Source organism: Pseudoalteromonas sp. NZS100_1, assembly GCF_015864285.1.
GTDB lineage: Bacteria > Pseudomonadota > Gammaproteobacteria > Enterobacterales > Alteromonadaceae > Pseudoalteromonas > Pseudoalteromonas arctica.
Genome location: NZ_JADYXN010000007.1, coordinates 168225 through 192938, shown reverse-complemented (window position 1 = coordinate 192938; position 24714 = coordinate 168225). Strand labels below are relative to the sequence as shown.

General features: G+C 38.5%; 19 protein-coding genes. 1 reads left to right on the top strand and 18 read right to left on the bottom strand.

Features of this window, described 5'->3' with window-relative positions:
* Window positions 1-227: 227 nt before the first annotated feature.
* The 18 genes from I6F66_RS07435 to I6F66_RS07350 form a co-directional block, all read right to left on the bottom strand.
* Window positions 228-2117: a bifunctional diguanylate cyclase/phosphodiesterase gene (locus I6F66_RS07435; protein ID WP_206009631.1), complete on the bottom strand. Its 1890-nt coding sequence runs from the start codon at window positions 2115-2117 to the stop codon at window positions 228-230.
* Window positions 2118-2444: 327 nt separating this feature from the next.
* Window positions 2445-3584: an aspartate-semialdehyde dehydrogenase gene (gene asd, locus I6F66_RS07430; RefSeq protein ID WP_197118988.1), complete on the bottom strand. Its 1140-nt coding sequence runs from the start codon at window positions 3582-3584 to the stop codon at window positions 2445-2447.
* 210 nt (window positions 3585-3794) lie between these two features.
* On the bottom strand, window positions 3795-6512 hold the full coding sequence (locus I6F66_RS07425; RefSeq protein WP_197209014.1) for a TonB-dependent receptor plug domain-containing protein: 2718 nt from the start codon (window positions 6510-6512) through the stop codon (window positions 3795-3797).
* 97 nt (window positions 6513-6609) lie between these two features.
* Window positions 6610-8211, bottom strand: a complete 1602-nt coding sequence (locus I6F66_RS07420) for a hypothetical protein (RefSeq protein ID WP_197118986.1) — start codon at window positions 8209-8211, stop codon at window positions 6610-6612.
* A 298-nt stretch (window positions 8212-8509) separates the two neighbouring features.
* On the bottom strand, window positions 8510-9838 hold the full coding sequence (locus I6F66_RS07415; protein ID WP_197209020.1) for a lipopolysaccharide assembly protein LapB: 1329 nt from the start codon (window positions 9836-9838) through the stop codon (window positions 8510-8512).
* A 69-nt stretch (window positions 9839-9907) separates the two neighbouring features.
* Window positions 9908-10513 (bottom strand): energy transducer TonB, encoded by a 606-nt coding sequence (locus tag I6F66_RS07410; protein WP_197139463.1) that lies wholly within the window; start codon window positions 10511-10513, stop codon window positions 9908-9910.
* Between the two features lie 12 nt (window positions 10514-10525).
* A complete protein-coding gene (locus tag I6F66_RS07405; protein ID WP_004334764.1) occupies window positions 10526-10939 on the bottom strand; it encodes a biopolymer transporter ExbD in 414 nt (137 codons plus the stop codon).
* A gap of 53 nt (window positions 10940-10992) precedes the next feature.
* On the bottom strand, window positions 10993-11520 hold the full coding sequence (locus tag I6F66_RS07400; RefSeq protein WP_024593980.1) for a MotA/TolQ/ExbB proton channel family protein: 528 nt from the start codon (window positions 11518-11520) through the stop codon (window positions 10993-10995).
* A gap of 3 nt (window positions 11521-11523) precedes the next feature.
* A complete protein-coding gene (locus I6F66_RS07395) occupies window positions 11524-12891 on the bottom strand; it encodes a MotA/TolQ/ExbB proton channel family protein (RefSeq protein WP_197159907.1) in 1368 nt (455 codons plus the stop codon).
* A 10-nt stretch (window positions 12892-12901) separates the two neighbouring features.
* The gene (locus I6F66_RS07390; RefSeq protein ID WP_024593979.1) at window positions 12902-13654 is read right to left on the bottom strand and encodes a DUF3450 domain-containing protein; all 753 of its coding nucleotides are present in this window, start codon (window positions 13652-13654) and stop codon (window positions 12902-12904) included.
* A 252-nt stretch (window positions 13655-13906) separates the two neighbouring features.
* Window positions 13907-14521, bottom strand: coding sequence for a DsbA family protein (locus I6F66_RS07385; protein ID WP_197209013.1), 615 nt, complete (start codon window positions 14519-14521; stop codon window positions 13907-13909).
* A 13-nt stretch (window positions 14522-14534) separates the two neighbouring features.
* Entirely contained in the window at window positions 14535-15617 is a 1083-nt protein-coding gene (locus I6F66_RS07380; protein ID WP_197209012.1) for a GGDEF domain-containing protein, read from the bottom strand.
* 5 nt (window positions 15618-15622) lie between these two features.
* On the bottom strand, window positions 15623-17512 hold the full coding sequence (locus tag I6F66_RS07375; protein ID WP_024591048.1) for a methyl-accepting chemotaxis protein: 1890 nt from the start codon (window positions 17510-17512) through the stop codon (window positions 15623-15625).
* A 257-nt stretch (window positions 17513-17769) separates the two neighbouring features.
* Window positions 17770-19026 (bottom strand): sugar MFS transporter, encoded by a 1257-nt coding sequence (locus tag I6F66_RS07370; RefSeq protein ID WP_197209011.1) that lies wholly within the window; start codon window positions 19024-19026, stop codon window positions 17770-17772.
* An 85-nt stretch (window positions 19027-19111) separates the two neighbouring features.
* Entirely contained in the window at window positions 19112-20005 is an 894-nt protein-coding gene (locus tag I6F66_RS07365; RefSeq protein ID WP_197209010.1) for an ABC transporter substrate-binding protein, read from the bottom strand.
* 74 nt (window positions 20006-20079) lie between these two features.
* A complete protein-coding gene (locus I6F66_RS07360) occupies window positions 20080-20598 on the bottom strand; it encodes an RNA methyltransferase (protein ID WP_101163498.1) in 519 nt (172 codons plus the stop codon).
* A complete protein-coding gene (locus I6F66_RS07355; protein ID WP_197209009.1) occupies window positions 20598-21110 on the bottom strand; it encodes a YcgN family cysteine cluster protein in 513 nt (170 codons plus the stop codon). The genes I6F66_RS07360 and I6F66_RS07355 overlap by 1 nt, the downstream gene beginning before the upstream one ends.
* Before the next feature lie 98 nt (window positions 21111-21208).
* A complete protein-coding gene (locus tag I6F66_RS07350) occupies window positions 21209-23050 on the bottom strand; it encodes a DUF885 family protein (protein WP_197209008.1) in 1842 nt (613 codons plus the stop codon).
* A 154-nt stretch (window positions 23051-23204) separates the two neighbouring features.
* Between I6F66_RS07350 and I6F66_RS07345 the strand changes: the two genes are divergently transcribed.
* A complete protein-coding gene (locus I6F66_RS07345; RefSeq protein ID WP_197209007.1) occupies window positions 23205-24476 on the top strand; it encodes an amidohydrolase family protein in 1272 nt (423 codons plus the stop codon).
* Window positions 24477-24714 lie beyond the last annotated feature (238 nt).

The following is a 24714-nucleotide window of genomic DNA, read 5'->3' as shown; positions in this document are numbered from 1 at the left end:
CCCGATGGGTTAAGCCAAAACCATCTAAGTATCCCCATAAAAAGAAAAATGCCAGTCAGCTTAACTGACTGGCATTAGGCGTATTGCTCCGTTTTAAGTTATTTTCATATGAATGTAAGCTAATAGAATAACACAAAAGAAGTTACCGCTCGCAGCGAGCAAGAAACACACGGCACGCTTAAATCGAACCTAGATAAAACAAACTTTGAGTCTAAAAAGTCAGCGTTCTAACTAATAAGTTTAAGCGCATCGGCAAATCTAACTGGTTTACTGAATATAAAGCCTTGGTATTTATCAATTTGTAAACTTTGTAATAACGTTAACTGAGCTGTGTTTTCTACGCCCTCCGCTATTACTTGGCAACCAATCATGTGCGACATGTTAGTTACCGCAGATACAATACTTTTATCTTTTGAGCATTCACAAATATTATCAATGTAAGATTTATCTATTTTAATATAATCAACTGATAGCTCTTTTAAAACTGATATAGAAGAAAAACCAGTACCAAAGTCATCTATTGAAATACGTACACCGGTATTTTTTATGGCCGTAATCACTTTTGACAAATACGGTAAATTTTTAATCATCACTGTTTCTGTTATTTCTAAATGGACATTGTATGGTTTAACTGCGTATCTATTTAAAAGCCCAACCAAAAATTCTAAAAAGTTATGGTTTTCTAGTTGCAACACCGACACATTAATAGACAGTCCAATATTACTATTTACCGCATTTAACTTACTTAGGCTCGCAATAGCTTGCTCAAGTACAAACTCACCTAATATATTAATTTTTCCATATCGCTCAGCAATATCTATAAATTCTGAAGGCGGAATAAATTCATCATTAAATTGCCAACGAAGTAGTACTTCAAACGTTGTTATTTCATTTGTAGTTATATCAACAATAGGTTGATAACACAGATGAAAGTCACCTTTATCTACGCATTCTTTAATAGAGCTACGAAGTACTTCTTCTCTTTTAAGCGATTCGTGCATCCGCTCGTCAAATACCGATATTTCGTTACGGCTTTTCTTACCTTCATACATAGCCACATCAGCATATTTAATCGCGTCTTCAAGAACAAAATTTTCGCGCGTAAAATACAGCCCAACCTTAAAAGAGGGATTTACTTGATAGCTATCCATACTCACTGTTTTCGTTAAAGTTTTAACTAATCTAAAAACACAGTCAAAAAGCTCGTCTTCGGTGTTACTACGAGAATAAAAAATAAACTCATCCCCTCCCCACCTACACGCAATAAAGTCGCCTTGGGTTTGTGTTTCAACTAATCGTTTACCTGTTTGGGCTAATACAAAGTCACCAAAATCGTGACCGTATTTATCGTTGATGATTTTAAAGTCATCCATATCTAAAAATAAAACAGCTTTAATATCATCACTTTGATTGGCTAAATCAAGTTCAACATTAGAAACAAAACTTCCCCTGTTAAACAATTTAGTTAGATTGTCTTTTTGCTCTAAAAGGATTATTTGTTCAGTACGAACTTGCACTTCATTTTCTAAGTTTTCAATGAATTGATCTAACTTAAGTTCATTATTAATAGATGACTTTACATCTTTTGCACTGCGTATAGCCGTTACAAAACATAATATAAACCATAAAACGAGTCCTAAAACACCCAATACATTTTCATCTTCTATTGGCTGCAAAAGTAATAAAATACTAAATGGAACCAACAAGCAGGTTATGTACGACAGTGATGAGCGAATATCAGAGGCTAAAACATTAACACCGCCACCAGCTAGGGAGCTAAAAACAACCAGAGAGACAAATTTCTCTTGTATTCCCATGTTTTCATAAAACAAAATAGGAAAAGCAGCCCACGTTAAAGCTGTTAATAATAAACCTATAAAATACAGATGATATTTAAAAGGGTGAGCTTTGTTAACAAATACATGACTAACTATTCGAAGTAACGAAATAAGCGTTAGCGTAAAAAACCAGTAAAGTTTTTCTTGAGAGGCACTGTGATTAATACTGCTAAAAATAAGAAAACAAGAAACAACCGTATTTATAGCGATTGCAGAGATAAAATAAGAGCTAACAAATGCTAACCGCTTATTGGCAAAATTATTTATGTGAGAAGTCATTAATGTTACTTGAACAGGCTGTTGCACAGTGTAAACAGTTTACTTAAGTTCAATAATAAACAACAGTAAACATTCATAAATAAGTATTGTTTAAGTCTTCATTACTCATAAAACCAAAAAGGGTTAGCAATTTGCCAACCCTTTTTGTTAATACTGATTATATATTATACCAACTCGCTTAATTAAGTGATCTATTTTGAGGGAAGAAAATCGTGTCGATAACAAGGCAAAAATTTCATTATTTAGTTGTTCTATATCAGAAATTTTTAACGTAGTTAGCGTCAGATTTAACCCCTCAAATTGATCAAGTATTATTGCGAATTGGTATTACTCACCATCAACAATTATGCGTAACATACGACGAAGTGGCTCTGCCGCTCCCCATAAAAGCTGATCGCCTACTGTAAATGCACTAATGTACTTTGGCCCCATCGCTAATTTACGAATACGGCCAACAGGAATGCTTAAAGTGCCTGTTACTTTAACGGGTGTTAAATCTGTAGAACTAATTTCGCGCTCGTTCGGAATTACTTTAACCCACTCGTTATGAGACGCTAAAATTTCTTCAATTTTTTCTACGCTTATATCTTCACGTAATTTAATGGTCATCGCTTGTGAATGGCAACGCATAGCGCCAATACGCACACATAAACCGTCAATAGGTACTGGTTGCTTTGAAGAACCTAAAATTTTATTGGCTTCTACTTGCGCTTTCCATTCTTCTTTAGACTGACCGCTTGGCATAGGCACGTCAATCCATGGGATCAAGCTACCGGCAAGTGGCACACCAAATTGGTCTTGTGGTAAATCACTCGACGCCATCGTTTCGCTTACTATTTTATCAATTTCTAAAATAGCAGAGCTTGGGTTATCTAGTTTATCTGCAACACTTGCATGAATAGCACCCATTTGTGCAATAAGCTCTTTCATATTTCGTGCACCAGCGCCCGACGCCGCTTGGTAAGTCATTGGGCTTACCCATTCAATTAGGTCTTGCTCAAATAAACCACCTAATGCAAGTAACATCAGCGATACAGTACAGTTACCGCCCACAAAGGTTTTAACGCCTTGCTCTAAGCCTTGTTCAATAACATCTTTGTTTACGGGATCAAGCACTATAATGCTGTCCTCACTCATACGCAGTGCTGAAGCTGCATCAATCCAGTAACCATCCCAACCCGACTCTCGAAGTTTTGGATATACCGCATTGGTGTAGTCACCGCCTTGGCAAGTAACAATAATATCCATTTTAGCAAGTTCGCTAATGTCACTTGCATCTAGTAATGGTTTAGCGTCGCCTGCTATATCTGGGCCTAGTTGACCCGCTTGTGAGGTGGTGAAAAAGGTGGTGTCGATATGGGCAAAATCACTTTGCTGCTGCATACGTTCTAATAACACTGAGCCAACCATGCCTCGCCAACCGACTAATCCTACTTTTTTCATTGTTTGTTCCACTGTTTGATTCATAAAAGATGCCTTAATACATTAAAAATTAAAATTCATTGCGTGAGATTTAATTTTTATTAACGTCAAAATAACACCACCAGCGCGCTAAAACTAGTGAATAAAGTAGAACTCAAATTTTTTTCATAGTCATAAAAAAACCCTGTATTAAATACAGGGTTAGCGGTGGATTTATTCACCCCCTTACGAGGGGGATAACAATAAAATAAACGCTTAAAACTCGTAGCTGTAACTTAAGTCAAAGGTAATGCCCTGCTCTTTAGAGCGAACAATAATATCTGATTGGGTTACTTCTTGATCTTCATCGAGTAAGTTTTTAACTTTAAATTTAACTTTAGAATTAAAATCAGGGTAGTACGTGTAAACTAAATCAAGTGAATGAAATGGTTGCTCGTAAGCATCGTCACGATTAGCCACACCTGCTGCTAAAATACGCTCACCAAACACGTTATAAACAAGTGAGCTACTGTGCATACCATCAAGTGAATCGTAATTAAGTTGTAAGTTAACTACATATTGAGAGTGACCTGTCATACGCTTTTTAGGGTTAGTTAACGTACCAGCAAGTGCAGGATCGATAGACGCCTCAGAATCACTTATCGTAATGTTACCACTGGTAAATAAACCTTCTGCAGCAAACGTTAGGTCCTGAAGCCATTCAGCCTCAATACCGTAAACCTCAGCAGTTTCACCATTAATAAATGACGCAGAGTAATCTTCATCACCAATATTTAGCACAGTTTCGATAGGCGCAGTTATGTCTTTATAAAAGGCAGCTACACTAAATGAATTACCTGCTTGCCCGTAATATTCATAACGCAGGTCATAGTTTTTAATGGGACTACTTTTTATACCTGTACGGCCAAATGTTCTGATATCAGTTAACGGGTCATAATAAGTTACCGGTACAACTTCACGAAAGTCAGGTCGAACAACCGTTTCGCCATAACCTAAACGAATTTGATAATCGTCACTGCCTACGTAAGTAACTGACAATGCAGGATACCAATCATCTGTGACAATAGAACCCGCTTCAATTTTTTCAGGATCGTAAAAAGTATTTAAATCTTGCTGATCAAAAATAAGGCTCGATGTACCAATGGATGTTTGCTTAAATTCTTCATAACGAATACCACCACTGACTCTTATCCATTGATCGTAAAAAACATCAAATGACGCATAGCCGGCATCAACTTTTTGAGCGGCAATGTAATCGTCGGCATCAGGCGCTGTAGGCTCATTAAAATCAACTAAAATGGCGTTATTATTAATGAAGTCGTCTGTTAAAAACCCACTGTTATTGAGTGGATCAGCACTTCCATCATTAATTGAAATACCCGAGCCACCACTGTTATTAATAGCAAAACTTGAGGTATTAAATAGTCGCGCCCTATCAGAGAAATCGTAACCAAACTTAAACTCAACTTCCATCGCGTCAAAAGACAGTGGCAAGGTAAGGTTACCGCCGTAGGACTTAACGCGCTCTTGCATATTGGTATACGACATAATTACGCGGTTATCATCGCCGGTTATAGTAGAACCTGCATAGCTGCCATCGTTATTATAACTATCACGAAATTCAAAATCCGCACTGGTAGGAATATCTGTCGTTGCTTTAGCTTCAGTATATTGCCAATCAGCACCTATTCCCATGTAGTCTAAAAAGGTATGTTGACCAATAAATTGAGTAATATTTAACTGGCGCTCTTCGTAATTAAACGCATGGTTACGATTTGCAACGCCATCTCCTGCAATACTAAACGTAGAGCTACCTGCAGGGCTTTGCGAAATAGCAATTTCTGATTCGTCTTCATTATCAATAATATAAAGCTGTTGAGCTGAAATACTATGTGTGCCAAGCGAATAAGAAAGGCTAAGCGATCCGTTATAACTTTGCGTCTCAGTAGTTACCTGTGAATTTTTGACTGTGTTGTAGCACGAGTTAGATACATCATCTGCGGTGGCAAGCGATGTTGTACAATCAATTGAACCATCCTGGTTTTTAAGATCTTGAGTGATTACAGAACTAAAACGCTCTTCAAAATCCCACTCATTTTTATATGCACCAGCCAGTAAAAAGCCAAATTTGCCGCCAAAGTAAGACTCTTCAAAGCTGTCGCCATAATGCGCTTTAACATTATAACGAGGGTCTAACGACTCATCTTTTAGCTCATACCCACGTGGCAGTGACTTTAACAATGCATTGTTAATCGCTGTTGCTTGCTCAGCGCGGGTTTGCTCACCATCAACAAAACCTTCACGACTTACTATATTGCCAATACCAAAGTTACCACGGTATTGTGATATCGCATTGTTTAAAGCCTCTGGAATGCCCTCTTCATTACGATTATACGTAAATCCATCGCCTGATGCTGTATCGTATCCTACGCCTACTTCAAATCCTGCTGTAAATTCACTTGGCGCTGTTTTAGTTCTTATATCAATATTACCGCCACCAAACGCAGCGGGCATATCTGGCGAATACGCTTTTTGAACAGCCATACTCTCAATAATACTGGCAGGAAATATATCTAGTGGGATTACATTACGTGTTAAATCAGGGCTTGGAATATAAGCCCCATTTAATCGAGCACTTGAATAACGCTCGCCTAAACCGCGTACGTAAATAAACTTACCATCTACTAACGTCAAGCCTGTTACTCGCCTAAGTGCAGATGCAGCATCACTATCACCAGTACGCGCTAATTGTTCAGAACCTAAAATATCGGCAACAAACGCTTGGTTTTTACGCTCTTCAACAACAGCGGCTGCGCTGCCTTGTAAGCGCGTACCTACAGCAACAACTTCTTCTATTTCTTGTGAATTAGTAAACTGTTCATCCGATTGGGCGGCAATAAGGCTTGTAGACTGTGCAGCTAAGCCTAAGCCAATTGCCCAAGTAATTTGATTGAGTCTATGTTTTTTAGACATGAGAAAATCCTAATCAGGTTATACAAAAGAGGCGCCTTACGCTTAATATACAAGCCACAAGGCGCCTTTAATTAGAGGTTATAAATGCAGTACTTAGTTAGTCAGCATTGGCTGCTGTAACAGCTGCTTGAACCCATTTATACCAGCTAGAATCTGTATCCTGATCCGATACTGCACCAATGTAGTTAACGTTTTCAAAGAATGAATCTGTTGCACTTAAATCAGTGGCCGTAACCGTTACTTCGCTAGCTGCTGTGTTAGTTGCAAAACCATTATCAGCAAGAAGCACTACGTCATCCGTTAGAATTTGATTAGCACCGCTATTTTCGAACCATGCTGTTTTGGTTTGACCTTCTAATGGTCCACTTGCAAAGGTATCTGTATCAGTAAAGTTTGCAGAGCACGCCATTACAGAACTTGTAAATGAAATTTTGTCAGCTTGCTTTTCGCCGTCACCAGAGAATTGAATACACTGTGTATTTGTCGCGTTTTTCTTAATAATAACAGCGTTGTAAATACTTGAATTGAACTGATCATCAAACTTGTATGCTTGTGAAGGGTCATCATCGCGTACAGAGTTGCCATCAGTCGTAATTACAGTGACGTTTGCAACAGTTGGGTTAGAAGGAGAAACTTGCTCAGAAGATGCACCTTTAACGCCATCAGATTCAAAGCCATTGTTACCCATGTTTACAACTGTGCCGTCGTTTAACGTTACAGTACCGTGCTGGATAAATAAGTATTGAGCTTTACCCTGCCAACCAGCATCAAAGTCAAATGAATCATCTTGCGTATCTGTTACTGCAACATGTTTAAGCGTTGTAGCACCACCAAAAATTTCGATACCATCATCAAAACCTTGGTGAATATGTAAATAATCAAACTCAGAACCAGAACCTACAGCATTAAGTGTTAAAGAGTTTAAATCGTCGCCTTCACCACCAACACGTGGACCCGAACCCGCATACCAAATTTTAGCCCATTTAATATTGCCACTAGAATCTGCATTATTGTTACCACCAAAGTAACTTGTAATACCTTCTGAAGCGACGTTACATGTAGCGCCACCGCGTTCTGCATCGGTACATTGGTCAGTAATGCCGTTACCATTAATAATAATACCGCCCCAGTCAGCGTAACGTGCACCTTCGCCAGCGGTATCAAAGCGGTCAAACGCATTCGCTGATGTAAATACAACAGGCTTGTCTTGCGTACCTACAGCTTGAATTTTTGCACCGCGTGCAACGCGTAAAATAGCTTCACCTGAACCAAAAGCTAACACCGCACCAGGCTCAACGGTCATCGTTGGACCATTCGCTGGAATTTCAAAACCATCAACCGTGCTGCCGTCTTCGCCAATTTGCAGGGCGTCATCAAAAACGTGAACACCGCCGCCTGGCAATTCTTTAAACGTAATGTTATTTGTAATAGAAATTGTTTTGCTAGCAAATGAGTCATTATATAAACAGTCAATTCCGCTAACGACACCCGTTACCGTACCTGCATCTGATTCATAGCTTGCACATTCAGCGTCTTCATCAGCCGTTGAACCCGCTGTATTATTTGAATTATTAACACTGTTATCTGTTGTAGAGCTGTTATCGTTTACAGTGGGTGTAATTTCGATATCGCCGCCACAGCCAGCTAGAGTCATTGCAGTTGCTACTAGGCTGACCTTGAATAAATCAGATAATTTCATTGTTCACTCCGTTAAAGTATTTAATTATTTTGTTAGCGTATTAAGTAAAAACTTAAGTCACTTTAAAGCACGATACTCATGCATTAAGGTGACTTGAGTTATCGAATGCAGGTAAGATACTGTAGTGATATGACAAAGTAGTTACAGTTTGATAACCGTAAGATGACAATGTTAACTTTCATAAAATCAATTGGTTACTTTTTATAGCAACAAAAAAACCGCCATGAGGCGGTTTGGTATTGCGATTATGAAATGGCTTTATAATTCCTACTTATACGTTTGCAGGAATTAGTAAAATTTACAGTAGTGCTGTTCTAAGTGTTTCTGCATGCACTTTCTCGCGCTTTACATATTTAATCCATTGCTGCGCTAAACGCTGTGATTTTTTATGTTTTTCGGCTTGTTCAAACGCTAAAATAGAGGCATCAAAATTTTGTAAGTTGTACTGTGCCATACCCAGTGCAACAAATGCATTTGATTCAAAATCAAGTGAGCCTTTATTAAGTGCTTTACGCGCTGCATCGGCTGCTTCCTCGTATTGCTCGGTATTAACGTAAACTTCAGCTAAGCGTTGGTCATATTTACCACTGGGTGATAAATCGGCTGCTTTTACAAAGTATTTTATTGATTTTTCGTCTTCTTTTGCTTGGATCATCGCCTCTGCTACAAAGGCATAATTTTTAGCATTTTGCTCTGCAATCCCTTTTTCAATCGCATCGCTCATAACGTCTGCGGCTTTAAATGCTAAGCCGTTATATAAATACACTTGTGCTAATTGGCGTAAATCAGATTTAGAGGTTAAAAATCCTTGCTGATAAGCTGCTTCAATTACGGCTAACTGTTGTTTTTCTTGTCCTGTTTCGCCATACATACCCGATAACTGCACCCAATACTCTGGTTTGTTATAAAGTTTTACTAAGCGCTCAAGTACAGCAACTACTTTAGCTGTTTTATTAAGTGAGTAGTACATGGCACGTTGTAGCACTAACCAATTCTCTTTAGGCGCTTTGCCTTCATTATCGCTCAGTGCAATAACCTGAGATATATACTCAAGCCCTTTCTCATAATCTTTTAACTGATAATAAGTTTGGGCTCTTAACAAGTAATAAGCTTCTGTTTTAGGCTTAGTGTTAATAGTGTCCCAGTCATCTAAAAATGCGATAACTTTAGTGTAATCACTATTAGCCATAGCTAGTTGCGCTAAACTAAAGGTAGTACTTAAACGAAGCGACTCAGGAATGGCTTCCTCTGCTACGACCTTTTCAAACGAAGCTATCGCTTTTGGTAAATCGTTTTCGTTGTAATAAATAAAGCCATAAAAGTTATGCATCATCGCAATTTCGTACGAGTTCATGCTTGAAGCTCGCTCTTGAATGCTATCAAGCGCTTCAAGGCCTGCTTTAACATCGCCATCATCAGCGAGTTTTTGTGCACGTGCGAGTTGGCTGTAGACCTTTTCGCGAAGCGCTGGTACACGTTTTGTTTTTTGCTCTTGTTCTGCATATGCCGTAGCTACATTTAGCCCTGGTATCAGGCTTAGAGCACTTGGTGTAACAATACTTGTACTGATCGCAGCGGTACAAAATAGTGTTAATTTTAAAAATTTAGCTGTAGGGCTTAATTTCATAACAGATTTAATAAATAGTTTCATAATCGCCTCGCATTACTGTCCGTATACTCGTGGTTAATTACTAAATTAACCGCTAATTTGGAAAGATATTTTGTTCTGAACACCCGCAACTTCAACGGCTTCACCGTTAACTACGCGTGGTTTATATTTAAATTTAAGTGCTGCATCCATCGCGGCTCTATCAAAGAGTGACTCAGGCTCTGCTTTTATTACTTGTGGGTCGCGTACAGTGCCTTGTTTAGTTACTATAAATTCAACAATAACGTAGCCTTCGATACCTCGCGATAATGCGCGACGAGGATAAACAGGCGCCACTTTAACAATGGGTAAATACTCACCATCACTTGTTTCAAGTGCTAACCCGCCGGCTAAATTTACATCCGCATCAACGTTTGCACCAAAGTCAAAGTTGTTAGCATTAGCTGTAGCATCACTATTTTGCATTTGCGGTGATTCCATTGGTGGTGGCGGCTCTTTTGGTGTTGGTGGCTTTTGTGGCTTACGCTCTTTTTTTTGTACGGTTTCTTCTTTTTTCAAGCGAACAAAATCAAGTACGTTACCCTTTACCGGATCCGTCATAGCGCCTTCACCGCCAGTGATCAGTGCCTGCATGCCTAAAAACAACATAAAGGTCACTACACCGGCTATCACTAATGCAACTAAATATCGCAACATAACTAGCCCTTAAGACGCATCTTGTGCGGCAATTGATACATCAAATGCGCCCGCCGCGCGCGAGGCATCCATCACCTTTATTAACATTTCGGTAGTGGCTTTTTTATCCGCTTGAATCACAACGCTACCTTGTGGATTTTCTGCTTTTAGACGCTCGATATTGGCTTGTACTGCGCGTACATCAATTTGACGTTTATTAATCCAAATTTCACCTGTATCTGAAATCGCGACGAGGATATTTGCACGCTCTTTTTTCACAGCAGTTGCGGCTTCTGGGCGGTTAACATCAATACCGGCTTCTTTAACAAAAGAGGCAGTTACAATAAAGAAAATAAGCATGATAAATACAACATCTAGCATTGGGGTCATGTTTATTTCTTCAGCTTCATCTTCTTGAAATAGGTTTCCTAACGGGGCTCTCATTTTTATTCTCCTAGGATGAGCGACTTTATAGAAGCCGCTTATCAAAATTTTGCTTAATGGTCTAAAACCATGCTGTCTTGTAGTAGTTCTACTTCGCGCTTAGCTTTTCGTTGTAAATACGTTGAGGCAAATACCCCAGATAACGCACCTACCATGCCTGCCATTGTCGGGATAGTTGCTTTAGATACCCCTGATGCCATTGAACGGGCACTCCCTGTGCCGGTAATTGCCATTACATCAAACACTTCTATCATGCCCGTTACAGTGCCTAACAAACCAAGTAGTGGGCACAAGGCAACCATCACATTAATCAAAGAAAGATTGGTGTTTAAGCGCATGCCTGCTCGCGATATCATCGCTTCGCGTATTTGCTCTGCGTTCCAACTATTACGTTCTGCACGGTTAATCCAATCGGTTTTCACACCCTGTTTATAGCTTCGAAAACCGTTGAAAAAGTAAATAAATCGCTCGAGTATCAATAACCACATCGCGAAGATTAACACCCCGATGACCAAGAGAACTTGGCCACCAGTGTCGAGAAAATCACGGATAGCATTGATTGAATCAATCAATAGCACCATGGTTTATGCTCCCTTCTCGCTACGCTCTGCAATAATACCGGCGCTCTGCTCTTGAATAGTCAACAAAATATTTTTAGCGCGCGTATTAAGTAAGGTGTATAAAAATACCGTTGGTATTGCTACCACTAAGCCTAGTACCGTTGTTACTAGTGCTTGAGAAATACCACCTGCCATAAGCTTAGGATCCCCAGTACCAAATAAGGTGATTGCTTGGAATGTATTGATCATGCCTGTTACCGTACCTAATAAACCTAACAGCGGTGCAACAACAGAGATGATTTTGATAAGTGTTAAATTACGCGTCACTTTTGGCATTTCACGTAAAATAGCTTCACTTAATTTAAGCTCAAGTGTGTCGTGTGAAACACTCGGAAATTGATCTTTTACTTTCATTACACGTCCAAGCGGATTGTCATCACGTGCAACTGTATCTTTAAGCTGACGACGAATTTTACCGCCCATAATCAATAATGAGAAAAAACGCTCTAGTGATATAAGGAGTGCAATAACACCCACGCCTAAAATCACATAACCAACAGTGCCACCTTGATGAACACGTTCTTGTGTATCGGGTGCTTGAACTAATAAACCAAGAATAGAGCCGCCTGTTGGGTCAAGTGCGAATTGCACCACACCGCTTTTAGTGCTTTGAAGATCGTCTGCCGTTGCGGTAAAGCGCGATACGGGTTGGCGAGTTAATTCACTCAAAGAATTAGTCGAGGAATTAAACTCTAAATACTTACCGTTTGATATAAGGTTAAATGCACCCACTCGCACAACTTCTTGCTGTGCTTTAGTACCGCCTTCAACAATGACACTTGCGTTAAAACGACTTACTTTACCTTGCTCGGTCATTTCGCGCTGTAGTTCAAACCATACTTTTTCAATATCTTCTATTGAAGCAAGTTTTGAAGTTGAACCCATTTTTTGAGCAAGGTCATCCATAAACGTACTACGCCCAGCAATCTGGGAAGATATAATTGATGTCGCAAACTTATTACTAGAATCACCTGCTACTTGCTGTAACACGCCAAACAATTCTTTAAGGGAACCCATTCGTTTAGAAAGCGTGTCTGTTAAGTTAGCAAGTTTCACTTCGTTTTCTTCAAACTGCGTTTCTAAGCGCTCAGATTCCACCAGCATTTGATTACGCTTTGCTTGGGTATTTTTAAGCGTTTGTACTTGCTCGTTTTGACGAGCAGTAAACTCTTGTTCGCGCTGCTTATTTTGCTCGCTTTGAGCTGATTGACCATTTTCGAGCGTTTTAAGTAATGAATCTAGGTTCATTGGCTCTGCCGCTATACTTGCACCAGTAATGCTTAGGCTTGCAGCAAAAAGAGCTATTTTTGTCATTTGAGTAAACAATTTCATTTTTAACCTCTTATTCTGCTGCATGTACTGGCAGAGTTAACATATCTGGGGCAAGTTGCTTACGCGCAATACGTAAGCCTTTATTAATTTGGCTTATTGTAGAGTCTGGTAATGCTTCAAATGATTTTGTCTCTGCATTCCAACTACCTGCTTTTTTACCATCGCGTGTTAAGTAAATAAGCTCTAAACGGCCAATGCGTAAAAAATCGACTTCACGCTCTTTGTCATCCACGTTTAAAAGTGCGGTATAGGCTTCAATAGTGCGCCCGTAGTCTACTTCTACTTGATAGGCTTCGAGTACACGGCGAAATTTTTCACTTGAATTGATATCTGCACGATTCATCATTTCATTTAAAGATGTAACGCGCTTAGTGCGCTCATCAGCTAAAAATGGAATATCTAAAGATACAAACTGCTCAAGGCCTTCAATCATTCTAAGCATTAGCGGCGTAATTTGACGTTCAATAATAGAAACCTGATCCATAGACAGGTTTAAAGATTCCATCTCTTCTACTTGATTATTTAACTGTTTAGTTAGCTGAGCGTTGTAAACAGCTAAACCGTCAATTTCTTTATTGAGGGTTTTAAATTGCTGTAAACGTCCTTGCATTGAATCTGCAATCTTGTCTATTTTTGTTTGTGATTGCGCAGCTGATTTATTAATTTCACTGCTTTTATCAATAACCTTATCTAAATCGTTTGCGTGTACTGCTGCACTTGCGGCCACAATACCAGCTAAGATTAATGGTTTAACGCCTTTCATCGCATACACCTTTACTCGTTAGTTAGCGGATTTGCTAGTTTGTTTTTTTAGGTCATAAACTTTGTTATATAAATAATTTATGACTTAATAATTTCAATGAGCAGGAGTTTATAGATGAAACATGACAAGGATGTTGCGCAAAAAAGTCGCTTTTATGACAGTGGTAATAATTAAGACTTACGAGGGGGTTTTAACGGAAATAAGGGTACTTACTAATCAAATACCCTTTATTGAGAAGATGAAAGAAGGTGACTAGTTTAAAATTGAATTAATTTGATCAAAAGAGTATTGCCAATCGGTGTAATTTATTTCAATTGGGTATGCTTTATTACCTTTAATAAGCACTAGTGAGGGAAAACCTTGGATTGGTAGTGTACGAACAAAGGATAACTCAGCTTTAAATTCATCATTAAGCTCGCTTGACGTTAGCTGCACGGTAAACTCATTTTTATCTAAGCCAATCTTTTCAGCCAAACTAATTAATGTACTTTCATCTGACGGGTTTTGCGCATTTAGGTAATAAGCATTTTGAATTGCAGCCACCATTTGAGCTTCTTTATCCGCTTTACGCGCTATAAGTGCGGCTCTACATGCGGGATACGTTGAACGCCTTGGCTGGCAATTGCGCCAAAAATCATAATTAAATTGAGTGCCTAGCTGCGCTGAAATTTTATGCCAAGTCCCCTCAAGCATCTCTTTCATATTTTGTGGCATTGGGTCTTGGCTATCGGGTGCTAGGCCACCTACTCTATATTCTATTGCCACTTTACCAGCAAGCTCTGATTTTAGCTTAAGCCAGGTTGGTGAGTAACCCCAACACCAACTACACATTGGGTCATGAACATATATTAATTTACTTTGAGACATATTAATCCTTCAACTAGTTCGAGACGACACTATTACGACCAGCAGCCTTTGCACTATAAAGAGCTTCATCAGCTTGTTTTAACGAATCATCATAATCAGTTACTTTATTTACTTGGGAAATACCAATGCTACAGGTGATTGAAATACGCTGCTTGTCATCAGTAAATATAACGTGCCCTGCAACAGCCTCTCGAAATTTGTTTGCTATTACAGTGGCTGTAGCAACAGTAACCTGCGGTAAAATAACAACAAACTCCTCACCGCCATAACGGGCCTTTAACGCAGTTGCCAAAAACTGAGATTCAAGGAGCTTGGTAAATTCAATCAATACCGTATCACCAAAATCGTGACCATGCGTATCGTTTAAAGATTTGAAGTTATCTAAATCAATTAACAAAATTGAAAAAGGTAAGTACTGCTCTGGGCGTGTTTGGGCAAGCTTTAAAAAATGAGAGGTAATGAAACGTCTGTTTGCTATACCAGTAAGGGGGTCGGTATAAGCATCTTGTTTTTGCTCGAGCGTAATATCGGCAATAGCCATGTGGCTTTTATGCCTAAAATACTCACCAATAAATGAGAATAAAAACACCATAGAAAAGGACGCTATAAATCGTGTTTTTTCTACGTCGCCATAGCTAACTTGACCAAAATCAGGGCCGTATAAAATAACAATACAAGAAAACAGTAAAGTAAAACCTAACCAAGCACCTAATCTGACCCCTAAAGATGCAAACGTCACTACAGGATAAAACATTAGCCAATATAGCGCGGTGTTGTCTTTACCACCGGTATAAACAAGTGCAACAAACATCATGCACACAATGCTCATACTTATTAATGCCACTACTTGAAGATTACCCGTTCTTATAAAGTAGATAGAACAGCTTATATTTGTAATGTTAACGATAATTAATGAAGCAGTGAGTATCGGTGAGTAAACCTTATAATTCAAAAACACTAATACAGCAATCACCACAATTGATATCCCAATCATGGTAAATAAAGAAAACGCTTTGCGTTGCATGTCTGAGCTATAAACACTGTCGATATTTATTAGACTGAGCCAGTTTGGTTTATTTACATTTTTTTTAGTCATTAATTTTATACTTTAAACTTTTGAACCATATTTTCTAAAGCACTAAACTGCTGTTTTAGTTTGGTACATTCGTTAAGTGTGTCATTTAAGTTAGCCTTGCCTTGTATAGAAAGCGCACTAATTGTTTGAATATCAGTATCTAATAACTTAACAACTTGGTTTTGCTCATCGGTTGCACTGGCTACAGAATGATTTGCATCGTTAATTTGCTTAATAGCTTGTATAACATGACTCATTAAATTGCCGACGGCATCTGCTTGTTGTACGCTTTTTTCACTGTCTTGAAGGCTTGTTTTCATAAGCTCTACAGCAAGGTTTGAGCCTTTTTGTAACTGGCTCACCGTGTCTTCAATTTCTTGCGTTGATTGTTGAGTGCGGTGTGCTAATTGGCGTACTTCATCTGCTACAACGGCAAAACCGCGTCCTGCCTCTCCTGCTCTAGCGGCTTCTATTGCTGCATTTAGTGCCAATAGATTAGTTTGCTCGCTTACACCTTTAATAACTTCAAGCACTTGCCCAATACTGGCTGTGTGCGTATTTAAACTATTTATAGTTTGCTGAGCTTTCTCCATATTAGCTGAAAGCTGGTGGATGGTTGTAACACTGTGACTTAATGCTTCTTGGTTTTGTGTTGAGTGCTCATCTGCATTTTTAGCAAGCTGAGATGCACTCTCTGCATTATTTGAAATATCCATTGATGTAGCTGAAAACTGGTTAATAGCCGCTGCAACACTATCGGTTCGTTTACTTTGATCATCATACATAGACAGCGATGAATGTGTTTGTGATACCAAGCTCTCAATTGCTGTATCTAATTGCTCTGTGGACTCTTTTACTTGCTCTATTGAATGCTGAATTTTTTCGATAAAAATATTAAATGAATGGCTTAAGTCGCCAAACTCATCATCATTTTCAACGGTTAAGCGCCTTGTTAAATCGCCTTCGCCTTGTGCTATATCTTTAATGGCATCGTTTAAACGGTTCATAGGCTGCATTAAATAGCGTAATAAAAGCTGCATCATAATAATGATAGTAATAATCCCTATCACCATAAATACAGCCGCAGTTTGGCCAAAGTTAGAAACGCTGACATACGCTTTATCTTTATCTATAACAACACCTAGGTACCAATCTACGTTTTCAATACCACTAATTTTTGTAAACGAAATAAGTTTAGACTCTCCGTTTATCTCGTATTGGGTAAACTCACTTTGCAAGGGCGTATTAGTACCAAAAATATCTGATGTATTTTTTAAGTTTAACTTAGCATTAGGATGGCTTAACACTTGACCTTTGTTATCGAGTAAAAAACCATAACCGAGACCTAAAAAATCAATATCGTTAATAATTTTAGTCACTGTTTGCATATCAATATCGGCACCTGCAACGCCGCTAAACTGGCCATTTTGTAGCATGGGTACTACCGCTGAAATTGTAAGCTCGTTAGTTGTTACATCAATATAGGGAGTTGTAAAAGCGGTATTTGATTTGTTTTCGACTAATTTATACCAAGGGCGAGAGGTCGCATCAAAATCAGCAGGTAAAACAACTGATTGATCGTTTAATATAAACGTGCCGCTGGATTTACCTATATACGTATTTTTAAAGCTTCCGGCAAGCTCTGCAGTATTTAATTGTGAAAGGGTGAGTGCTTTAGAATCATTAGCTTTATGGGTTTTAGCAATTGATATAACAATCGCCAACTTTGCATTTAACCAACTCGCTATATTTTGTGAAACAGATTCGGAATTTTGTTGTAATACTAGGCTTAACTGCTGCTCTGTTTGCTTACGCATCGCAATGTAGTTATTAAAAGTAAATAACCCTAGCACCAAAACCAAAATTAAAGAGGCTGCAATAGTCACTTTGGAAGTAAATTTCAACGAGTTAAGCATATACATCCTTTTTATTATTTATCTTTATTATCCATACAGTTTTAGCAAAAATTTAGCTAAATGTCCTAATAAATAAGGCTTGCGACTAGGTTATTAGATAAAAATAAGGATAAAGGATTAAAAAACAAAAGGCTGTAGGGGGTAACTGACTAATATTGAAATAAATTGTGACTCGTATTAATTTCTTGTGGAACGTTCCTATTAAATATAGCTTTATAAGTGACTGAATACGTATTCAGTCACTCTTGTATAGTCTATTATTTCCACTTGTTTGCTAAGCGAACAACATTTAATCCGTACCATGCAATAAATACATAACATAGCATTGGAACAAAAAAGCTTTGCTGTATATTTACTGTGTCAGCTATAAACCCTTGCAGTAATGGTACAAGTGCACCACCTACAATAGCTAAGCACAACCAACCAGAACCCTTACTGGTCAATGATCCTAGTCGCTCGATTGCAACTGAAAATATAGTCGGGAACATAATTGAGTTAAATAAACCAATTGCCAGTACTGAATATAAAGCGACGTCACCTTGAGTAAAAATGGTGATCAGCAATAGCGTAATAATACTAAATGCATTAAATGCGATCGCCTTAGAAGGCGCTATTTTTTGTAATAATACAGAGCCAATAAAACGCCCTACCATTGCCCCGCCCCAGTAATAACTAATAAGTGCAGCCGCAGTATGCTCTTCAAGTCCTGCTATGTGCGCCTCACCAAAATAGTTAACTAAAAAGCTGCCAATGGCAACCTCCCCACCTACATAACAAAATATAGCAAGTACACCCATAGTTAAGTGAGGTGCTTGAGTTAATGAACGAGATTCTACTGCAGCATTATTTTCCTCTTTATGGGCTTCAATTTCTGGAAGCTTTATAAAGGCAAATATAATAGCGATAAGTAATAAGGCACCAGCGAGCATTAAATAAGGCACTTTTACAGACTCAGCAGTTGCTGCAGAAGCAGCTAGGCTACCTGCTGTACCAAAAAATAATAAACCACCTACATAAGGCCCAACGGTAGTACCAAGCGCATTAAGTGCTTGTGCCAAATTTAAACGAGAAGAAGCTGTTTTTTCGCTCCCAAGAGCTGCAACATAAGGATTGGCAGAAACCTGAAGCACCGTTACACCAGCGGCAAGTACAAATAAAGCGCTCAAAAATAGCCAATATTCATGTACTACAACAGCAGGATAAAACAACATACAGCCAATTGAAGCCACAATTAAACCAGTTAAAATCCCTTTTTTGTAACCAAACTGCTTAACTAAAATCCCCGCAGGGATAGAAACAATAAAATAAGCACCAAAAAAGCAAAACTGTACTAGCATCGCTTCAAAAAAGCTTAAATCAAATACGCCTTTTAATCGTGGTATTAGTACATCGTTTAAAACAGTAATAAAACCCCATAAAAAAAATAGGGTCGTCATTGCAGTCAGTGGAAACAGATAATTTTTATTTGGCTGTTCGTTGACCGCGAATGATTGATTTGTATTTATTTCACTCACGTCGTTTTCACTCCATTAACAAGTTGAAAACGATTCTACATGTTTATATATAAATTAGTCAGCGCAACAAAGGAACGTTCCAATTTTATGGTTTGCATTGAGTATTTTTCGTATTAATAATACGCTCTATCTCGCCACTATTATGAAACTGATAAAGCCCTTCATTTATGTCCTCTAAGACTAAAAGCCAGTTAGGTGTAAGCTTACTAATAGCAAAATATAAAGGGTTGTATTGCAGAGGAATGCTTTCTTGCTCAATAGAAGAAAGCAAAGATTGTTTTTCAGGTTTAGTTAAAGAAGAATAAGTTACTGAGAATTTAAGAACTTGAGGGTCGCCTATAATCAAATCAACACGCTTAGCAACCAGTAGCTGAACAAGTTGTAAATCATCAACAGAGGTAATAATTTCAAACTCATTATTATCCATCATGGCATCAAACTCAGGTGTGTTTTGATACCCACGAACAACCCCAATTTTTTGTCCTTTGAGCGACTTTAAATTTCCAGTAAAACGATCCTTATCGCCTTTCCTTTTTAAAAATGCAATTTCGCCACCTTTAAACGAATTAGATAAACCGAGCAATTCTCGACGTGTTTTACCATTAACATAATCGGAGGGGGCTGTATCTTCTATAAAGTATTCAGGCATTAATATATCAGCTTTGCCTAGTTCTACATTTCGTACAGCTCTTGCCCAAGGCAAAAATTCAATATATACGCTGTAGCCCTTACTATTTAACAAGGCAATTGAAAATTGATAAACCCAGCCTTTATTACATAAATTATTACCAATATAAGGAGGCCAATCGAGTGTGGCTAAATGGAGTGTTTGTTTGGGGTTGTTCGCTTCATAGAGCACTCCTGATTTGTGGTAATGTCCAGTTAAAACATGTTGAGTACCATTTTGATAATACTCAACTGATGTTTCAGCAAAACAATTACTACTTGTCAGTAATAATATAAAATAAAACAAGCGCATTCTAGTATCTATTTATGATTTATAATGTTTTTAAGTTTAGCCAAAACTAACATTTTTGCACAAATAAACCTCAATTAATCAGATGCTTTTTGCCATTTCATTTTATTGTTCGTATCACGAGAGCTAATAATAGTATCGTCACTACTCTCAACGCCGCCTAATTTAGCTAAGCGATCATACAAAACAACATTACAGGTAGCCGCTAAGTTCATGCAGCCAATAGTTGGAATATATACCACTTCATCACACCACTTTAAAACGTCTTTTGGCACAGAGCCATCTTCAGGGCCAAAAACATAAAACGCATTTTCAGGATGCTTAAACTCAGGTAAAGGTGTTGCACCTTCAATAAGCTCAATAACAACAACCGTTGCGCCCTCTGGTTTTACCGCTTCTAAACTATTGGTTTCAGTTAAAGGGATACGCTCAAGTGCGTTCTTAGTATCGGTATGAAACTTTTTAGCGTTTAAGTAACGGTTACCGGTAAAAAACACTTGTTTGGCGTCGTAACACCCTGCTGCACGCAATACACCGCCAACATTAGTCGGGCTTTTAGGATTGATTAAACCAATTACCGCTTGTTGTTTGCTCATTACTCAGCGTCCTTTGTTGGCCACTCTGCAATGTACAAATCAAAGTCGTCTAGCTTTACATCGCAATCTTTTACTGTTTTGTCTTTTACAGAAATCCCTAATTCGTGCATTTTTGTTTTATCGCCATTGTTTAATAACGGATGCCAAGAAGCCAAACCCCGGCCTTCATGTAAACGACGGTAGCTGCAGCTTTGTGGCATAAAAAAGATGTCTTTAAGGTTTTCTTTTGTGAGTTTTACACAAGAAGGAACAAGCGTTTGGCGGTTTTCGTATTCGCTACAACCACAGGTGTTGTTATCAAGATACTGACATACAATATTAGTAAATATTAATTGCTCACCTTCGCGTAACTGATCGGTGGCGGTAAATTCGTCTTCATCTTCGCTATCAATAAACGTATTTAAACAACATTTTCCGCATCCATCACAAATGGCTTCCCATTCGTTTTGACTCATGTCGCTTAAGCTTTTTTTAAGCCAAAATTGTGTATTTGCTAATTGTTGATCAAACATAGTTTACTCGTGCCCCGCTAAAGAGCGCGCATTCTACCGTATTGCTGTAAATGGCGCAAAGCCAATACCCTTTCAAAGTACAGGCTTTGCGCTACAAATTAGCTTTGAGATTTAACCCAACGCTTAATTTTTTCCTCAAGGATTGGCATTGGCAATGCGCCATCAATTAATATTTGCGTGTGGAACGCTTTAATATCAAATTTATTGCCGAGTTCTTTTTTTGAATAATCACGTAGTTCTTGAATTTTAAATTGACCTAACTTGTAAGAAAGCGCTTGGCCTGGCCATGCAATATAACGCTCAACTTCAGCAATTACATCACTTTTAGCCATAGATGAGTTAGCAAGCATGTAATCAATACCCTGCTGACGCGTCCACCCTTTTGCATGAAAACCAGTATCAAGCACTAAACGCATTGCACGTAATTGCTCGTCTGATAAACGCCCGTACCACATGTATGGGTCGGTAAATAAGCCTAGCTCTTTGCCTAAACTTTCTGCGTAAAGTGCCCAACCTTCTGCAAATACGGTGTAACCACCAAATTTGCGAAAGTCAGGTAAGCCGTCTATTTCTTGTTGCAGGGCTATTTGAAAGTGATGACCTGGCGCTGCTTCATGAATAGATAAGGTTTCGAGTAAAAATTTCGGCTGTGCTTTTAAGTTATAGGTATTGATATAAAAAATGCCTGGGCGAGAGCCATCAGGTGCAGGAGATGCATACGACGCACCTGCAGCCGACTGCGCTCTGTAAGCTTCAACCGCTTTTACAACGTAAGGTGCTTTTGGTGCTATGTTAAAAAGCAGAGGCAAACGCGCATCTATTTTTTTCTTAACGTTTTCATATGCCGCAATTAGCTCCTCAGGCGTATTATAGTAAAACTCGTCTGAATTACGTAAGTGGTCAAAAAATTCAGATAACTCGCCTTTAAAGCCTACGGTTTCCTTTACTTTTTTCATTTCGCTTAAAATGCGCGACACTTCACTTAAACCAATCTCATGAATTTCGTCTGCAGATAAGCTAAGCGTCGTGTTTTTCTTAATTTGGTATTCGTACCATGCTTTACCGTTTGGTAAATCACTATAACCAACGCTCTCACGGCTATTTACAATATACTGATTAGCTAAAAAGTCACTCATGCTTTTATAAGCCGGTACTAAGTGCTGCATAATCAGTTCGCGATACTGCGCTGTAATTTTTTGCTTTTGCTGTGCGCTAAACGAGTCTGGTAATTTTTTAATTGGTCCCCAAAATAGTGAGTCTTCAGCATTTTTAACTACATGAGCTGCAAATTGTGGCTGCAGTTTTTCAGCAAGTGGTTTTGGTAACGTAATACCTAGTTTAATGCCTTGCGCCATTGAACGCTCTACACTAGCTAGCCACTTTACAAAACCTTCGCTGCGCGACATAAAAGCAGTGTAATCTTCAACTGTATTAAACGGCTGAGCACTTTGACCTGAACCAAAACCTGCAAAGGTGTTATGCGCACCCGCCATTTGGTTAATTGGTAGTAAATAATCAGGAAACTGCATGCCCTCTAATTTTAGTGCAAGGTCGCGCTCTAATATTTCAAAACTTAAAAGCGACTGCCCTGTTAACTGTGCTTTATCTATAAAGTTTAAACGCTGTTGATATTTTTTATAAAAAGCCGCTTTTTTAGCTCTATTTTCTTTTGAGATTTCTGGCGTAAATTGATCGTTAAACTCGTTACGGCCACTATACGTTGCGCTTATAGGGCTATATGTAAGCGATTCATCGTAATACTGTGCAACAAGTACATCGAGCTGTTGCTCTGCCGAAAGCTCTGAAACAATACCTGCCGATGCGTTAACTGTGTTTAGCTGCGCACTGGTGTTAGTGTGTGTACTAAGCTCAGTATTCATACAGCCACTTAAAGCAAACATAACGCCACTGGCAACTAATGCTAATTTAATTGATTTCATGATAATCCTTTTTAATATCGTTGTTCAATTATGCGCATTAAATCGTGCTTAATAAAGAAATTACGATAGATTGCATTCATCGTATTAAATTTGCACTTTTATCTGAACTTGTTACATTTCTATTAATTCAAATATGATTTAAAAGAAAAATAAAATGAAAAAACGACTACTCAGTACCTCTATTGCCTTACTTTGCTTAACCACTTTTAATACCCATGCCGTTACTTACTTATCGGCTAAAGCCATGGTTGATGTTGAAGATGGCAAGCTCATTAAATCCCCCTTAATTACTATTAATGATGGCGTAATTACAAACATTGAACAAAATAAAAAACCAACGCTGACTAAAGATGATAAATATATTCAACTACCTGATTTAACCCTTATGCCAGGTTTGATGGATATGCATGTGCATTTAACCAGCGATCCAACGGTTCCACGCAGTGAACGTTTAGGCCAGTCAGTTCCTAGAATGGCAATTAAAGCGGCTTATTTTGCTAAAAAAACCTTAGAAGCCGGATTTACAACAGTTCGTAATGTTGGCGCAGAAGGTTACAGCGTTATAGCGGTGCGTGACGGCATAAATGCGGGTGACATAGTTGGCCCTCGTATTTGGGCTGCGGGGCCATCACTCGGAATTACCGGCGGGCACTGTGATAACAACCGCCTACCTCCTGAGCTTAAATATACTTCAAGTGGCGTCGCAGACGGTCCATGGGCTGCGCGTATAAAAGTACGCGAAAACATTAAATACGGGGCAAACGCTATTAAGTTTTGCGCCACAGGTGGAGTATTTTCAAAAGGGACTAAAGTAGGTGCACAGCAGTATTCTTTTGAAGAAATGAAAGCCATTGTTGATGAAGCCCATATGCGAGATTTACCTGTTGCAGCTCATGCACACGGTACAAGCGGGATTAAAACAGCCATTAAAGCAGGTGTTGATAGCGTAGAGCACGCCAGCTTTTTAGATGACGAAGCCATAGCCCTTGCCAAAGAGCATGGAACTTGGCTTTCTATGGATATTTATAACACCGAATACACGCTAACTTATGGCGAGCAAAACGGCGTAGGCGAAGAAAATCTAAATAAAGAACGCCAAGTTTCTAAAAGGCAACGTGATAGCTTTAGCCGTGCTGTAAAAGCGGGTGTGAAAATGGTCTTTGGAACGGATGCAGCAATTTACCCGCACGGAGATAATGCAAAACAGTTTAGCCGCATGGTTGAATTTGGTATGACAGAGCTGCAAGCCATTCAAGCATCGACTATTAATAGTGCAAAGCTATTAAAAATGGACGATCAGTTAGGGCAAATTAAAACCGGATTTGCTGCTGATATAATTGCTGTGAAAGAAAACCCGCTTAAAAACATTAAAACCTTAGAGTCAGTACCCTTTGTAATGAAAGCCGGTGTCGTTTATAAAAAATAATAGTAAATGCTAAACAAGTTGACCTTTGGGGGTTAAAATTTTATTTAGTAAGGCTAAGATTACTTAGTCTTACTAGCCCCCTTAATTCCCATAAAAGGAACGAGATAACCTTATAAAACTTCTTTTTGATTATTAATCATCCAAACAGTTCTATTTAATCAAAAAAAATGAACTTTTTATTCACTTTAAAAACAATAACCATTATCATTCGCGCAAATTCAATAACGCGAATAGTTAT